Consider the following 15,003-nt stretch of genomic DNA (forward strand, 5'->3'; position numbering starts at 1 on the left):
TGTGTACAACGTTATATGGAGGTTATTCTCTTATTTGTTGTTCTCGTTGAAGTTTTTTGATCTTCCTGCGGATCGGGATGTCTAAACGCCAGAAGAGCAAGGCGAGTGCAAAGAGTAGGGAGCCGACGATAAGGTTCACGATCGAATAGTTCCCCATGGTTTTATTGAAATTCAGATTAACTACGCTAATCAGGATATTTAACAGGCCTACGATTAGTTCAACAGCCATCAGAGTCATCCATAATAAATGAATTCGCTTATAGTGTTGTAACTTGGATTCCAAGTCGGTGTAAATATCGAATGCGCCTTCCGAAGAATTGCGGCGAAAGTATACCCAGCGCTTATAAGATGCAACGCAATCAATCCCATTCTCCTTCATAAAATGAATATATGCCTTGCTTTCTGGGTGGGTGGATGCATGCTCTAATAATTCGATTCGAAAGGTGTACTCCTTAGGTGTTCCCTCCTCAAAGACATATCTGCACCAGGTATAGTCGGTTAACATCATCCCTTTGGCAGCCATTGCGTTCAGCCATTCTTCTTCCTTCTCATAATCCCAAAACATCTTTCTTATAATATGTGTCATCCGTGTTCGCCTCCTTCAATTTTCTTGCCGTTCAGGAGCAATTCTTCAAGTCTAGTCATCTCATTTCTCGCGATAGATTTCCCTAGTGTGGTGATGACATATTCTTTCCTCCGCGAATCGTTGTCTTCTTCCACCGGCTGGATCCATTTCTTCTCAAGCAGCGTGTTAATGGCTCCGTATAAAGTACCTGCTCCAAGATTTACGCGGTCATTACTGATTTGTCTTATATTCTGCATGATTCCATATCCATGCATCGGCGTATACAGGGATAGTAGGATGTAGAATACCGCTTCAGACAACGCCGTTCTTTCCGAATTAACCAAGACATGGCACCTCCAATTATTACGTTTAATGATATATCGTTGAACGTAATAATAATATATCGTTTGCCGATATAACTGTCAATCCTTTTCGTTAGTTCCGTGGATACGGTTATAATGGAATGAGACTTAGAAGAACCAAGTTCGGGAAGGAATGAAATCATCATGAAGATTATTGTTATAGGAGCTGGAATTGCGGGGGCATCCACGGCATATCATTTGGCCAAACGGGGTGCGGACGTACTTATTATAGATCGGAAAGACGAGGGACAGGCTACGGATGCGGCAGCGGGTATTATTTGTCCATGGTTATCGCAGAGGCGCAATCAGGCTTGGTACAGACTTGCCAAAGCCGGTGCGCGTTATTATCCAGAGCTTATTGATGAGCTTGAAAGTGAAGGGGAAACTGAGACCGGTTATGCCAAAGTGGGTGCCCTTAATATACATATGGATCAGGGGAAGCTCGGCAACATGGAAGAGCGGGCATACAAGCGTTTGGAAGACGCGCCGGAAATCGGGGAGATTACCCGGCTGGACGAGCATAGCACCCGAGAGCTGTTCCCACTGCTCGTGGAAGATCACGCCTCTGTTCATATTAGTGGAGCCGCCCGTGTCGATGGTCGCGCTCTTAGGAACGCTCTGCTTCGGTCTGCACAGAGGAACGGGGCTAAGCTTGTCGAAGCAGACGCTCAGCTTGAGTTTCATGCGGGCCGTGTAACGGGCGTAACATGTGGTGCAGATTATTACCCAGCGGACAAGGTTATTGTGTGTGCTGGAGCTTGGGCGAGGCAGCTGATGGAGCCGCTAGGTATTGATTTTCAGGTGAGATACCAGAAGGCGCAGATTATGCACCTGCAGCTTCCGGACGCGAAGCTTAATACGGGTGAATGGCCGGTGGTGATGCCGCCTTCCGATCAATATCTGCTCGCCTTTGAACAGCAGAAAATTGTGGTGGGGGCTACTCATGAGAATAACATTGAAGGGTATGATGCGCGGATTACATCTGGTGGAATGCACGAAATTTTAAGCAAAAGTCTTACTTGGGCGCCTGGGCTGGCAGACAGCACATTTCAGGAGGTAAGGGTGGGATTTCGCCCATTTACAGCTGATTTTCTTCCGGTTATCGGAGTAGTTCCGGGCTGGGAGAGCCTTCTTGTAATCAATGGTCTTGGCGCTTCTGGCTTGACCATGGGACCTTTTATTGGGAGAGAAATGGCTAAATTAGCACTGGACATGGATCTAGATATTGATCTGATGGATTATGAAGTGAGGAAGGCTATAGGTGAGTCAAGGATGTGATAACCTCCGGTGGAGCAACCTGATACCATATCTATTATAGTGAATTAAAAGGAGCTGCCACAGGCAGCTCCTTTTACGATATATACCATTCAATTTCCAAGTATATTACTGATTCAATAGCCTTTTATTTTAGCTTAGCTAGCTCGCGGCCACTTGCTCAATTTGAGCTTGGCTTAATATATGATCCTCGGAGCTGATCGTTACATACCGATCGTTAAGCTTGAAACCGAGCATGGGAGTCTTGTCTGGCGTATACCATTTGGCCTGAATGCCGTTGGACAGTTTCACTGGTTTGCTAGTATATCCATTTGAGTAATCTCTTGGCGAGATGCCGACACGCATGTGCTTGAATATAAGGTATACGCTGTCATCAGAAGCTCCAGCTTTTTGGTAAGCATCGCCTTTTGCCATGAGCTGAGGAGCATACGCGGTCTCAAATGATTTAAATTTAGCAAATTCTTTGCGAATGGCTGCAACTTGAGTGCTACTATAAGTTACTTTAGATAACGTGATTGATGAATTGCTACCGATGTTCACTTGGTGAGAGGCGGCATCATACGATACGGGAACTTTAAGCGCATCTGCTACGGCACGCACAGGCAAGTACGTAGTGTCCTTATACGTAATCGGAGCGAGTTTGTTACCTTTTCCATCGGTAGGGGTGTAGGTTGATCCATTGACTTGAATACCAATATTGTGGTTAAGATACGCCGTTATTTTTTGTAGATTCGTTCCCGCATATACACCACTTACACCCGTTAGGGTCATGCCTAATACCATCATAGATACGATTGTCTTTTTCATAGTTATTTCTCCATTCTTATTTAAAATCTAGAATTTGAGTCACAATGCTACTGCTCTCATTCTGCATAGTTACGCCAAGACGTTTGCCCGTAGGACTCCAGTTCAAAGGGTAGACTGGGTAGTATGTTGGGCCGAGAGGCGAGACGCTGCTGTATTCGAATCAAAGATATACAGTCCATTCATTCCACTCTTCTCTTCACTATAGAGGGCAAAAGCTAATTTTGCCGAGTTCGGAGACCAAGCTAGATAGAGCATCATATCTCCTTTGCCAATCATAGAACCCTGCACCTGCGGAGGGGTATAGATTAGAATTTGTGTATTGCCTTTATCATTAGCCATAAAAGTCGCCACGGCAATCCGCTGTCCATCGGGTGAGATTTGAAAATCTCCTACGTTTTTGGCTATTAGAGTCGGAACGCTGTTCCCGGGCTCGAAGGCCTTGAGTTGATGATGGACATCTGTGTAATAAATACGGCCTCCGCTGGTCCCTATTTGAGACAAGATCTCTGTGTCGGGATCATTCAGTTCGAGCGGAGTATACGTCCCATCCGCTGAAATATGGCGAATTTCCCCTCTGCCCTGGGTAGAACCCGCTGCCAGTACATATGTGTTGTTATCCAGCCAGTCGCCCACTTCCATGTAGTTATCTCCCGGAACCTCGATTAGCGACCCGGTACTTACTTGTTGGATAAAGTTAGAGGCTGTGTATTTGTCCATCCACTTCTGAATGAAGATGAGCTTACCATCAGGTGAAGGCTGTTCCTTTACCGTGAGTTGTCCATTGCTTCTTTCGGGAGTCTTTGGAATATTCCGCAATTGATCCTGTGTAAGCTCCACTACCGCGGAGGTATAAGAATATTGGGCTTCCACAGTTTTGGTCGGGGGCTTCGTTACCTTTACTACCTCCACCTGAACCTCATTATCCGAGAGCCATTTCTCTATGTGTGCATCATCTATACGATGGATGCGGTCTACAATGGCCTCGGGGTTGGCACTTTGAACTGCTCCATCCACCACCGTTAGCGTACGGTCCCCTCTATTCGAAGAAGGATGGGAAGTGCTCACTGAGCTTGGGGGTGTCTGGTTAGATTTGGGCTTCACCAAAGTAATCTGGTCTTGACCCGATTGGCACCCAGAAAGGGCTGCGGCGAGAGTCAAGGATATGGTTAGGGCGCTCAACATACGATACTTTTTTCTCATCCAGGTTCTCCTAGACTCCTTTAGTATTAGATTTCTTTGGTGTAAACTTAGTATAGAATGCAGATATTTCAGAACCATATCCATCTTGTATCCAACTTGTAAACAATTATGATATTTACGCATCGGGATCTTGAAGGGGAAGGCGCAAAGCAAATCTGGATCCTTCAGGACCCGATTCAACGAGTTGGATCGACCCTCGTTGTTTCTCTGCCAGACTTCGTACAAGGGATAGCCCTAAACCTGTACCCCCGTAATCTCTAGAACGATCTCCACTAACCGTATAAAAGGGATCAAAGATCCTATGGGTGGCATCTACCGGGATACCCTTACCAGTATCAGCCACCTCAATCACCATCCATGCGTTTCGGTCGGAGTCATCTTTCTCTACATAGTTGGAGATCGTCACGGTACCGCCCTGTTTATTATATTTGATGGCATTATCTAATAAATTGACGATCATATGCGTGACATTCTCAGGATCTGCCCAGACATAACCTGGAGTGGCGCGGACTTCCAAGGTTACATCGCTCAGTTGTGCTTTGCCCTGTAGGCGACTCACGGCTTCCTCCATAAAGGATGATATTTGAACAGACTCTGTATGTGTCTCGAAATCGTAGATGTCCATAGCCGATAGTTGAAGAGCTTTCTCTATTAGAGCGTAAAGACGTTCGGCCTCGATTCCGATGTGCGTGCGTGCTTCCTCTAGTAGAAGAGGGTCGTCCTGATACATATGCAATAAATCGGCATAGGCTCGAATTGAGGTTAGTGGTGTTTTTAGCTCGTGACTGATATTGCCAATGAATTGTTTTTGTTGTTGTTCCAGCTCCTGTAGCCTTGCAATAGCTTCTAACAGTTTGAGCTTCTCTTCGGTTAACAGTGCCACAGATGAAGAAATACTGCTGCTCATTTCAAAAATTCCAATGGATAATTCTCCAAGCTCATCAGACCTACGGACAACAGGGGATGCCAAATATTGCCCTCTACCGATTTGCTGCGCGGCTGTATTGAGCTTCGAAATCACGTTCACTTGACGCCATACGTACCCGTATCCAATTAGGAAACCTGCGATCAGCACTAATGCACCAGTAAAGAGGAATAAAGATCGTATGTGCTCATAAAAAGCATGCTGCTCTGCAAGCGACGAATGAAATTGAATGGTTCCTGCGCGTGTTCCATCAATAAAAAGTGGTGCTAAGTATAAGACACGATCCCCTTGCGTAATATAGGCAGATTGTCCTTTGTTGGTATAGGTCAAAGCATCCTTGACATCCCATTTGGATTCAGCGGGTAGGGAGCTACCTGCAAATCCACCATCTGCGGTATAAAGTGTGACGGCCATTCCATTCTCTGCCCCTAGATCTACAGCTAGTCGCTGTCCGCTGCGTTCTATGAACGTATTCACAGGGATTTTCTGTCCTGTTAAGTATTCTTGCCGCACTTTGAGGTTAGCCAGTTCCGTCTGCTGAGCGAAGGATTGTTCCAGCCGACTTCGTTGATCATCCTTAATCCCTGATAGTACCAAGAAACTGAGTACAGCTAGTACTGAGGCTAGTAACAAGGCTAAAAGAATAGCCAATTTCCCCTTGAGGCCCAGACGAATAGGTTTGTTCATCTCAGAATTTCCCCGTGCTTTTATACCCAATACCATACACGGTCTGAATAAATCCCTGTAAGTCGCCTAACTTCTTCCGAAGTCTCTGTACATGGATGTCCACGGTGCGTGTGCCACCAGCAAAGTCCATATCCCATACTTGGGCCAGCAATGCCTCACGTGAATATACTCGCTCTGGATTGCGTGTAAGTAAGGCGAGCAGGTCGAATTCTTTAGGCGTTAAATCGAGCGTCTGATCCCCTATGCGAGCAGTACGGCTGAACATCTCAACCGTAAGTCCTGCCAAGTGGAATACATCCGAATCTAAAGAGGCAGGAGCTGAGATCTCTTTTCCCGATCTACGAGCTAACGCCTTCACCCTTGCCGTAAGCTCACGTATATCAAAGGGTTTTGTCATATAGTCATCCGCTCCAAGCTCTAGACCAAGCACTTTATCTACAATATCGTTCTTGACGGTTAATAGCAGAATGGCGGGGCGCTTTCGTTCAGCCAGTGTGCGGCAGACTTCATATCCATTTTTCCGGGGCATCATGACATCGAGGACCATGACATCTGGATCAAAGGTCTCTACACGTTCAAGTGCTTCTTCTCCGTCTTTGGCAGTCTCCACCGTATATCCTTCTCTACGTAACGCGTAAGCCACAGCGCTGGCAATGCTTACTTCATCATCCACTACGAGTATTTTAGTCATGGTGTCTAGCTCCTCTATATAGGCTTCTTAGAATAATTTAATATACGAATTCAGAATGGAAAGCAAAAATGGGATGGTCTAACTTATATCTTAATGTAGATTCACTTCCTAAGTAATTATCCCTCATTTAAGCTTAAAGAAACGACTATTACAATTGTAAGGATTAGGGAGTATCTATTCTTAGTTATTATAACCGTCGGAACTTACGGAGTGTTAGGGTTCTGGTTAAATGAATTGATGTATGAAATTCACTGAGCAAGTGACATTCCCCCAAAGAAGTCACAGACGGCTGCATTGTCATAGCATTTATCTTTGCGAGATATTTTTTCTCGACACGTAATCGTGTGCTGCCATTACAGACAAGAAAGCTGCCCAACTTGGGCAGCTTTCTATACTTCATTGCTTATTTATACTGTTCAGGATAGAGCTCTTGATTTAGTTTACTTGTTGCTTCCATGAACTGATCTAACAAGGATTGGTCATTAGTTGATTTGCTCAATGCCTGACTTTGAGCCTTATTTTCAAATGTAGCTATTAATTTTCCTTTATGATCCAATTCCTCGAGTACCCTTTGTACAGATGGGTCTTTGGAATCCTGTTGATCAGCATAATATGCACTCTCAATTTCGTATAAGTCTTTATAACCCGCAAAAACTTCATTAAATTCGTCTAGAGTGCTCTTTGGACTGAGCTTCGCTTCTAAATCTCCAGCCTTGCTCGCCAGCTCCTTCAATTTCTGTTCATCAGCTGTAGTCGCTCCAGGTGCATCTGCAATTTTCTTCTGCGCGTCATAGCTTTCGGCTGCATAAGAAACCCTCTCTTGGAGGGTAGGGCTGTTAGCATCGACCTGGTTTGCATTGAAGTTACCCCATATAAAGCCCCCAATCGCTAAAGTACTGCAGACAGAAAGGATTATCCAAGTTTTCTTCTTCAATTTATTCCAGCTCCTTTAGTTTTTAATTTTGATGGATACAATCCAAGAACCGTAAGCTACGTATGATTTTAACGATATATTCTTATCCCAAGTCCCACTGCTTACAGAATGTTGAGCGATTTTAAGATCGTTTCCTGGGCCGTAACCGTTTATAATCTGCGAATGGATGGTATGCCCAGCAGAATTAACGTGCTGGACAATATCTCCACGAAACAGCTCGTTATAGATTGGTTGGAAGTCGTTACTTAATTCTTGAGATGTATATTTTGTTGCCTTATATGCTTTCTTCCCACCTTGATCATTGACAACCGCAAAATGCTCCCGGAATTGATGGGCTCCCGTCCAAGATGATGTTCTTGGATTAGTAGAAGGAGGAACATTTGAACCGTAATAGTACCAGTCTATGGTATTTCTATTATTTCCCTTAATTCCGTTAAATGGTAATCCACCACCATCATGCAGTGCTTGGGATACAAAGTTGGTGCAATCCCCTCCGTCACTGCTACTTCCATAGTTGGCGTAAGCAGGATTGGGTGTCGTTGCCCATGTTTCAGCGTAATCGGCGGCAGCCGATCGGTTAAAAGAACTGTTAATAGTGGTTGAATTAGTGAACATTACTTCTGCTGCGAACGCTTGCGAAGACATTAAGAAGGTTGCACTGACAACAGTGGCAGCAATTACTGATTTCAACTTTCGTTTCAACTAAAATCTAGCCCCTTTCGCTACTCCCGTTTTAGCTGATTCATAAAGCTAATCTAAATATGTAATTCATGTTGTCTGCCTTACCTAACCAAACAAAGAGTGCTAAAATTTTATATCGTAACAGACAGTAGGATTTTTATCATAAGGTTTAACATCTTACTGCCTGAAACAACTTATCCTTCTCCTTAACAGACGGTTAAAAAAGCAAATAGTTACATAAATTTGTTATTTTTTATCAAAAAACGTAGCTGTGATTTTCTATCCTTTTATGTAGCGCTATCCTCTGGATCAGCTTGCCAGTCATGGTTGTGTTATATATCGTCTTTGCACTTAGCATGGACAGCATATGCTAAGTTAACAAATACGAGTATTGCCAAAAATAGGGTAATAGGCTATAGTGTGTTTAAATTAAATATTGGAGCACGGGTGCTAGATCAAGTCTGGCTGAGATAGGGAACGTATTTCCCTGACCGTTAATCTGATCCAGGTAATGCTGGCGTAGAGAACTTATCGAATTTGTGTAACCATTCGTCTATTCTCGAATGTTTTTTTCTATGTCTACAAGGGATTGGCTCCTCAAAATGAACTAGAGAGGTGGCGCTTTGTATGGATTCTTTTAGTACAAGATTGTACCGTTTAGCACAAGGAGTGTGGGAAAAAAGTTATCAGCATCCCTTTTTGACTGAGCTCAGAGAGGGGACACTGGATACCCAGCGGTTTATCTATTATCTGAAACAAGATTATGTGTATCTGATCGATTATGCCAAGATGTTCGCCTTAGGCAGCATCAAAGCGCGGGATCTGGAGACAATGGGTAAATTCGCTGAGCTTCTGCACTCCACGCTGAACGTGGAGATGGAGCTGCATAGAGTGTATGCCGAACGTTTCGGCATTACGAGAGAGGAACTTGAGAGCACGCTACCCGCTCCGACGACAATTGCGTACACCAAATATATGCTTGAAGCTGGAACTCAGGGAACGGTTGGAGATGTCGTGGCCTCACTCCTGCCTTGTATGTGGAGTTACCGCGAGATTGGAACATTGTTTGCGCAGCAACCTGAAGCGCTTCTTCATCCTCTCTACCGAGATTGGATCTTCATGTACAGTTCTGAAGAATTTAGTAGGCTCACCGAATGGTGTATTGGCTTGATGGATCGGTTAGCAGAAGGATTACCAGAGCGGGAACTTGCCCGCCTTGAAGAGCGATTCGTCATTACATCTAGATATGAGTATATGTTCTGGGATATGGCATATCGGCAAGAAGAATGGCCAGTGGCATGAATGGAGTCGTGACGAAGCAGCAAACGCCAGCTTTATCGGTGCGCGGACTTACGTATTCTTTTCCAGGGGAGCGACCACTGTTTGATGATCTCAGCTTTGATATTCAAGAGGGAGAGTTCGTGTCTTTACTTGCGGCAAGTGGCATGGGTAAAACGACTTTATTTCGGCTCTTAGCTGGACTAATTGATTCTCCAAAAGGAGAGATTGTCGCTAGTGGTAGGCAGATATCCCTTACAGAAGCTGCATCTAAGGGGGCTCAAATCGGCTATATGCCGCAGAAAGATTGTCTTATGCCTTGGCGAACTGTCTTAGATAATGCGGCGCTTGGTCTGGAATTAAACGGAACATCGAAACGGGTGGCTCGCATGCGAGTAATGGAGCAGCTTCCTCTAGTAGGGCTCGAAGGGACAGAGCATAAATATCCGCATGAGCTCTCCGGAGGGATGCGCCAACGAGTGTCATTTTTACGTTCACTCCTCGGTGGGGCTGATGTACTACTTCTGGATGAGCCCTTTAGCGCGCTGGACGCAATGACGCGGATCAATATGCAGGAATGGTTACTTCAAGTATGGGAACAGCATCGCAAAACGATTGTTTTTGTCACCCATGATGTGGATGAAGCGCTACTCTTATCTGATCGAGTCCTTGTTGCGGCAATCTCTCCAGTTACTGTGTTAGAAGAGATTATCGTCCCCATACCTCGTCCGCGGAAGTATGAGACGGTGATGGATGCTGAGTTCATTGGACTTAAGCGTCAGGTGTTAAGCCTGATTAGCCGTACACAACATCGTTCGGGTTTGGAAGGTGAGAGCTTATGAGTCGCGGTATTTCAGCAAGCGCACCCGTGATCCTTTTCGTTATATTGCTAGCCATCTGCTGGGAAGCTTTAGCAACGATATTTCATATCCCCCATTACATCATCCCTAAGCTGTCGGGCGTGTTTATCTCCATAGGGGAGAATTGGGAGCTGCTTGCGAAGCATTGTGGCGTCACATTAGGAGAATCTCTACTTGGACTTGGCATTTCGGTGGTATGGGGAACGATTGCTGCGATATGGATGGACAGTTCCAGTTTGGCCAAAAGGACGATCTACCCCCTTATTGTCATGTCTCAGACGATTCCGATGATCGCCTTATCACCGATTATGGTGATGTGGTTCGGCTATGAAATATGGAGCAAGGTGGCTGTAGTCGTATTGTTCACCTTTTTCCCCATCGTTGTGAATACGGCGGATGGGTTCCGCACGGCGGATCTGGACATTGGAGAGCTGATGCGCACGATGGGGACGCGTAAACGGGATTTATTCCTAAAGTGGAAGATTCCAGCGGCGTTACCGGGTTTTTTTACGGGAATAAAAATGGCAGCGGCATTTAGTGTAGTTGGCGCAACGCTGGGAGAATGGCTAGGGGGTGAAGCTGGCCTTGGCATGTACACCAAACGGGCATCGAATATGCTGCGGGGGGAAGAGGTTTTCTCAGGAGTGTTGCTACTTTCGGCCATGGGTATTCTATTATTCCTAGCTGTGCAAGGGGTGGAAAGAGTGACCCTATCCTACCGCAAAAACGCTAAATCTTAATCATATGTTGCCAGAGTTGAAGAGAGAGGCGGAAATAACATTGAAATCTCGAATATGGAACAAAAGTGCGTGTCTACTTCTTGTTTGTACACTCACATTCATAGGACTAACAGGCTGTACTTCTTCATCCAAGGAATCTAGCAACGCAGAGCTAACAGATCTGACGGTCCTGCTAGATTGGTATCCGAACGCGGTACATACCTTCCTATATGCGGCGCAGGCGCAGGGATATTTCAAAGAGGCGGGCCTAAACGTGAAGCTGCAAACGCCAGCGGATACGAATGACGCGATTAAGCTGGTAGCGACAGGGAAAGCGGACCTCGCATTCAGTTACCAGATGCAGGTTGCTGTATCACGTTCGGAGGATATTCCGATTGTATCGGTAGCTGCAATTGTACGACATCCGCTCAATCAATTATTTGCACTAGATTCGGCTGAAATGAATAGTCCGAAGGATTTGATTGGTAAAAGAATTGGTTATCCATCCTCACCTATGGATGAAGCAATCGTAAATACGATGGTGCGGGCAGAGGGTGGTGACCCAGCCAAGCTGAACTATGTGGATGTCGGCTGGGACCTGATTCCATCAATGACAACCAAGAAAGTAGATGCGATTATTGGGGGCTTCGTAAATCATGAGAAGCTGCTGCTAGAGAAGGAAGGCGAGAAGCTTCAGACGTTTGACCCTGCTGAATATGGCGTACCGGACTACTATGAATTAGTGCTGGCAGCTAGTGAAGAGGGGCTTAGGAATAAAGGGGATGCCATCAAGAAATTTCTACAGGCCGCGACCAAAGGGCAGGAATATACCGCACAGCATCCGGATGAGTCGTTACAGGTACTGCTGGATAAGCAGGATAAGGAGTTTCCGCTGGACCCTGAAATTGAGAGAAAAAGTCTTGAAGTCTTGCTGCCGCTGATGGATGCAGGAGCAGAGCCTTTTGGCAGCCAGACGGAAGCGTCCTGGAACTCAGCCATCGATTGGTTAACAAATCACCAGCTTATGAAGAAGGAAATCAAGGCGAATGAGGCTTTTCGTAACCTATAAATTCATTGTGGGTACTGGTTTGTGAATGTAGTGGGGGATTTGTAGATGGAGGGAAAGGGCGGTGAGCGAAATGAAAGATTTCAAGCTATATGCCATTACCGGTGAGCAATTCCATCCAGAGCGCCATTTGATCGATGTGATGGAGGAAGCGATTCTTGGGGGGTAGATATTATTCAGCTTAGGGACAAAACCAGTGGCAAAACAGAGCTGCTGCAAAAAGCTAAAGCGCTGCGTGAGCTGACACGCCACTATCAGGTGACTTTCATCGTTAACGATTACATCGATATTGCGCTGAAATCAGAGGCAGATGGTATTCATCTTGGTCAAGGCGATCTGTCGATTGTTGAAGCGCGGAAGATTGTTGGGGATAAAATCATCGGCATTTCCACACATGCGATTGCAGAAGCAAGACTTGCGGAGCGGCAGGGCGCGGATTACATTGGCGTCGGTCCGATTTTTCGGACCGCAACGAAGGAGGATGTGGTTGATCCGGTATCTGTATCGTATGTAAGGGAAGTAGCACAGAGCATCCAGATTCCTTTTGTAGCCATTGGCGGCATCAAACTGCATAACGTAGATGAAGTCATTGCAGCAGGAGCGACCCGCATCTGCGCGATTAGCGAGATTGTTGGCAGTAAGGACGTTCGAGGGACTTGCGAGGCTTTTATCAGCAAACTTAAGTAATTACTATTGAGAGGTGAGAATAGTTGAATCTTATCGTGAACGGAAATGAATATCAGCTGGATGTCGTTACAATTCAGGATGTCGTTGTGCACTTTGGACTCGCAGGTAAGCCTGTGGTGGTTGAAGCTGGCGGTACCGTGTATGCATCTGAGCAATGGGCGACAACAGCGGTGCAGGATCATATGAGGATCGAATTAGTACATTTTGTGGGAGGAGGGTGAGAGGGATGCAAACGGAAACGGATGTATTACGCATAGGAGGACGCTGTTTAGCTTCGCGATTTTTTCTCGGAACGGGATTATTTCCTAATCCATATGTCCAAATGGAAGCTATCAAAGCATCGGGTGCTGAGGTGCTGACATTCGCCATTCGTCGCATCAATCTTGAGAACACCGAAGATGATTCCATCCTTCAGCATCTGCACAATGAATCTTATATTTATCTTCCCAATACGTCAGGTGCGAGAACAGCGGATGAGGCGGTGCGGATTGCGCGTCTGGCGCGGGCTTCGGGTCTTAGTGACTGGATCAAGGTCGAAATTAGTGTAAATGAACGTACGCTGCTACCTGATCCTATCGAAACGCTAAGGGCTACGGAAGTTCTCGTAAAAGAAGGCTTTACAGTTCTACCATATACCTCGGACGATCCCGTTATTTGCAAACGTCTAGAGGAAGCAGGCGCAGCAGCGGTGATGCCGGGAGCAGCACCGATTGGTACAGGACTTGGCATCCTTAACCCGTATCATATTGGCTTAATCGTAGAAGAAGCGAATGTTCCGATCATTGTAGATGCAGGTCTTGGATCGGCAAGTGATGTGGTGCAGGCGATGGAGCTTGGTGTGTCTGGTGTACTTATGAATACGCCTGTTGCGAAGGCTACCGATCCAGTACGCATGGCAAAAGCGATGAGACTAGCTATTGAAGCGGGGCGACTCTCCTATTTAGCGGGCCGAATCACGAAGAAGAAATATGCGTCAGCAAGCAGTGGGCTGGATGCTTTTCAATTGAAATAATATGAATGGAACAACAGGTGCGAGTAATAAGGCAGCAAAGAGAGGGATTCAATTGAAAGAGAAGATCCTTATTATGGGCGGCGGCATTATTGGTTTATCCTGCGCTTTTGAATTGAAGAAACGTGGATTTCAGGTCACGTTGCTGGAGAAAGATCAATGCGGCGGTCAAGCTTCGGGAGCAGCAGCAGGTATGCTGGCGCCATATTCAGAGAATTTGGAGGGGCCAGATGAGTTCTTCCAGCTTTGTCTAGAGAGCCTGCAACTATATCCTGAGTGGCAGCAACAGGTGAAGCAGATTTCAGGTGAAACGTTTGAGTATACGAACTCAGGCAGTTTATATATCGCCTATCATGATGCGGATATGTTGGCGCTGGAGGGTAGACTTCTATGGCAACGGCAATTCGGTTCATCGGGCACCATCCTAGCGGGAGATAAATTATTCCGCATGGAACCGATGCTGTCACGGAATGTGCAGGCGGCGCTATATACGCCAGAAGAGAGCCATCTCTACGCACCGGATTATGTACATGCGCTTGAGATGGCGTGCCGAGTGATCGGAGTTGAGATCCATGAGCATTTGGAGCGGCTTACGGTTAAGGAATGGAAGCATGAAATCCTGATTCAGGCGGCGAATAAGCGGTATTTTAACGGAGACCGATTGGTTGTTTGTTCAGGGGCTTGGGCGCAGGAACTGGCGAATACCTTTAATATTGAGATTCCTGTGTATCCTATTCGCGGACAAATTTGTGCATATCGGGCAGAGCATAAACCAGTTCAGCATATGGTGTTTAGTAGTCAGGGATACTTGGTCGGGAAAGAGAATTCTAACTTGGTATGCGGCGCTTCCGAGGACGTAGCCGGATTCGATACATCCGTGACGGATAAGGGGATTGAGCGGCTAAGAAAATGGAATAAGCAGGTGGTTCCTTTCCTAGCGGATCATGTTCCTTTTCATCGTTGGGCGGGGCTGCGGCCTTCTACACAGGATGGTCTGCCTTTGATTGGATCGATTCATGACTCGAAGCGCGTTATATTCGCTGCCGGGCATTATCGCAATGGTATTCTGCTCAGTCCGGTAACTGCGAAATATATAGCCGATTTAATAGAAGGCAAGAAGACAGCGGATGCTTATCAGGCTTTTTCACCGGAACGGTTTGGTGTTCGGAACTGTTGAGCTGGCGACGTAGAGATGGAGTGGAAACTCATGTGGGACTTGTGGTATGAATCGATGAGGTGATCAGAGAGGGGCGAAGC

The 15,003-nt window shown here is 46.0% G+C and carries 16 protein-coding genes, 1 pseudogene and 1 riboswitch; of the genes and pseudogenes, 9 read left to right on the plus strand and 8 right to left on the minus strand.

The features are described from left to right. Positions 1-22 precede the first annotated feature (22 nt). Together JCM16418_RS14985 and JCM16418_RS14990 are read right to left on the minus strand one after the other, a co-directional pair. Positions 23-586 carry a DUF2812 domain-containing protein gene (locus JCM16418_RS14985; protein ID WP_036650415.1) on the minus strand — a complete coding sequence of 188 codons (564 nt, stop codon included), beginning with the start codon at positions 584-586 and terminating at the stop codon, positions 23-25. Further along, positions 583-909, minus strand: coding sequence for a PadR family transcriptional regulator (locus tag JCM16418_RS14990; protein WP_036650417.1), 327 nt, complete (start codon positions 907-909; stop codon positions 583-585). The genes JCM16418_RS14985 and JCM16418_RS14990 overlap by 4 nt, the downstream gene beginning before the upstream one ends. 159 nt (positions 910-1,068) lie before the next feature. Here JCM16418_RS14990 and JCM16418_RS14995 point away from each other — a divergent pair, with 159 nt between their 5' ends. After that, positions 1,069-2,205 (plus strand): NAD(P)/FAD-dependent oxidoreductase, encoded by a 1,137-nt coding sequence (locus JCM16418_RS14995; RefSeq protein ID WP_036650419.1) that lies wholly within the window; start codon positions 1,069-1,071, stop codon positions 2,203-2,205. A gap of 138 nt (positions 2,206-2,343) precedes the next feature. Here the strand turns inward: JCM16418_RS14995 and JCM16418_RS15000 are convergent, their stop codons facing one another. The 6 genes from JCM16418_RS15000 to JCM16418_RS15025 all read right to left on the minus strand — a co-directional run bounded on the left by JCM16418_RS15000 (position 2,344) and on the right by JCM16418_RS15025 (position 8,136). Further along, a complete protein-coding gene (locus JCM16418_RS15000; RefSeq protein ID WP_036650422.1) occupies positions 2,344-3,009 on the minus strand; it encodes a stalk domain-containing protein in 666 nt (221 codons plus the stop codon). Between the two features lie 102 nt (positions 3,010-3,111). Continuing rightward, positions 3,112-4,209 (minus strand): TolB-like translocation protein, encoded by a 1,098-nt coding sequence (locus tag JCM16418_RS15005; RefSeq protein WP_052020329.1) that lies wholly within the window; start codon positions 4,207-4,209, stop codon positions 3,112-3,114. A 115-nt stretch (positions 4,210-4,324) separates the two neighbouring features. Further along, the gene (locus JCM16418_RS15010) at positions 4,325-5,821 is read right to left on the minus strand and encodes a sensor histidine kinase (protein ID WP_036650424.1); all 1,497 of its coding nucleotides are present in this window, start codon (positions 5,819-5,821) and stop codon (positions 4,325-4,327) included. 1 nt (position 5,822) lies between these two features. Further along, a complete protein-coding gene (locus JCM16418_RS15015) occupies positions 5,823-6,512 on the minus strand; it encodes a response regulator transcription factor (RefSeq protein WP_036650426.1) in 690 nt (229 codons plus the stop codon). 403 nt (positions 6,513-6,915) lie between these two features. Next, positions 6,916-7,446: a hypothetical protein gene (locus JCM16418_RS15020; protein WP_036650428.1), complete on the minus strand. Its 531-nt coding sequence runs from the start codon at positions 7,444-7,446 to the stop codon at positions 6,916-6,918. Between the two features lie 15 nt (positions 7,447-7,461). Beyond that, complete coding sequence (locus JCM16418_RS15025; protein ID WP_242403855.1) at positions 7,462-8,136, minus strand: amidase domain-containing protein; 675 nt, start codon at positions 8,134-8,136, stop codon at positions 7,462-7,464. Positions 8,137-8,560: 424 nt separating this feature from the next. Next, a riboswitch (TPP riboswitch) is annotated at positions 8,561-8,670 on the plus strand. A gap of 84 nt (positions 8,671-8,754) precedes the next feature. On the opposite strand from JCM16418_RS15025, the gene tenA reads away from it, so the two are divergent. The 8 genes and pseudogenes from tenA to thiO all read left to right on the plus strand — a co-directional run bounded on the left by tenA (position 8,755) and on the right by thiO (position 14,923). Next, positions 8,755-9,429 (plus strand): thiaminase II, encoded by a 675-nt coding sequence (gene tenA, locus JCM16418_RS15030; protein ID WP_036650433.1) that lies wholly within the window; start codon positions 8,755-8,757, stop codon positions 9,427-9,429. Further along, positions 9,426-10,247, plus strand: a complete 822-nt coding sequence (locus tag JCM16418_RS15035; RefSeq protein ID WP_036650435.1) for an ABC transporter ATP-binding protein — start codon at positions 9,426-9,428, stop codon at positions 10,245-10,247. Before tenA ends, JCM16418_RS15035 begins: the two co-directional genes overlap by 4 nt. Next, positions 10,244-11,005 carry an ABC transporter permease gene (locus JCM16418_RS15040; protein ID WP_036650437.1) on the plus strand — a complete coding sequence of 254 codons (762 nt, stop codon included), beginning with the start codon at positions 10,244-10,246 and terminating at the stop codon, positions 11,003-11,005. Before JCM16418_RS15035 ends, JCM16418_RS15040 begins: the two co-directional genes overlap by 4 nt. Positions 11,006-11,045: 40 nt before the next feature. Continuing rightward, entirely contained in the window at positions 11,046-12,053 is a 1,008-nt protein-coding gene (locus tag JCM16418_RS15045; protein WP_242403856.1) for an ABC transporter substrate-binding protein, read from the plus strand. Between the two features lie 70 nt (positions 12,054-12,123). Next, a pseudogene (thiE, locus tag JCM16418_RS15050) lies at positions 12,124-12,737 on the plus strand (thiamine phosphate synthase). 23 nt (positions 12,738-12,760) lie between these two features. Next, complete coding sequence (gene thiS, locus JCM16418_RS15055; protein WP_036650440.1) at positions 12,761-12,958, plus strand: sulfur carrier protein ThiS; 198 nt, start codon at positions 12,761-12,763, stop codon at positions 12,956-12,958. A 5-nt stretch (positions 12,959-12,963) separates the two neighbouring features. Next, positions 12,964-13,749, plus strand: coding sequence for a thiazole synthase (locus JCM16418_RS15060; protein WP_036650442.1), 786 nt, complete (start codon positions 12,964-12,966; stop codon positions 13,747-13,749). 52 nt (positions 13,750-13,801) lie between these two features. After that, on the plus strand, positions 13,802-14,923 hold the full coding sequence (thiO, locus tag JCM16418_RS15065) for a glycine oxidase ThiO (protein ID WP_036650572.1): 1,122 nt from the start codon (positions 13,802-13,804) through the stop codon (positions 14,921-14,923). The last annotated feature ends 80 nt before the right edge of the window (positions 14,924-15,003 follow it).

It is taken from the genome of Paenibacillus pini JCM 16418, assembly GCF_000576305.1.
GTDB lineage: Bacteria > Bacillota > Bacilli > Paenibacillales > Paenibacillaceae > Paenibacillus_AQ > Paenibacillus_AQ pini.

Bases quoted from the DNA above. Each gene is read 5' to 3' on its own strand.
- JCM16418_RS14985 (WP_036650415.1), bottom strand. From the start codon at position 586: ATGACACATATTATAAGAAAGATGTTTTGGGATTATGAGAAGGAAGAA.
- JCM16418_RS15000 (WP_036650422.1), bottom strand. From the start codon at position 3,009: ATGAAAAAGACAATCGTATCTATGATGGTATTAGGCATGACCCTAACG.
- JCM16418_RS15005 (WP_052020329.1), bottom strand. From the start codon at position 4,209: ATGAGAAAAAAGTATCGTATGTTGAGCGCCCTAACCATATCCTTGACT.
- JCM16418_RS15010 (WP_036650424.1), bottom strand. From the start codon at position 5,821: ATGAACAAACCTATTCGTCTGGGCCTCAAGGGGAAATTGGCTATTCTT.
- JCM16418_RS15015 (WP_036650426.1), bottom strand. From the start codon at position 6,512: ATGACTAAAATACTCGTAGTGGATGATGAAGTAAGCATTGCCAGCGCT.
- tenA (WP_036650433.1), top strand. From the start codon at position 8,755: ATGGATTCTTTTAGTACAAGATTGTACCGTTTAGCACAAGGAGTGTGG.
- JCM16418_RS15035 (WP_036650435.1), top strand. From the start codon at position 9,426: ATGAATGGAGTCGTGACGAAGCAGCAAACGCCAGCTTTATCGGTGCGC.
- JCM16418_RS15040 (WP_036650437.1), top strand. From the start codon at position 10,244: ATGAGTCGCGGTATTTCAGCAAGCGCACCCGTGATCCTTTTCGTTATA.
- JCM16418_RS15060 (WP_036650442.1), top strand. From the start codon at position 12,964: ATGCAAACGGAAACGGATGTATTACGCATAGGAGGACGCTGTTTAGCT.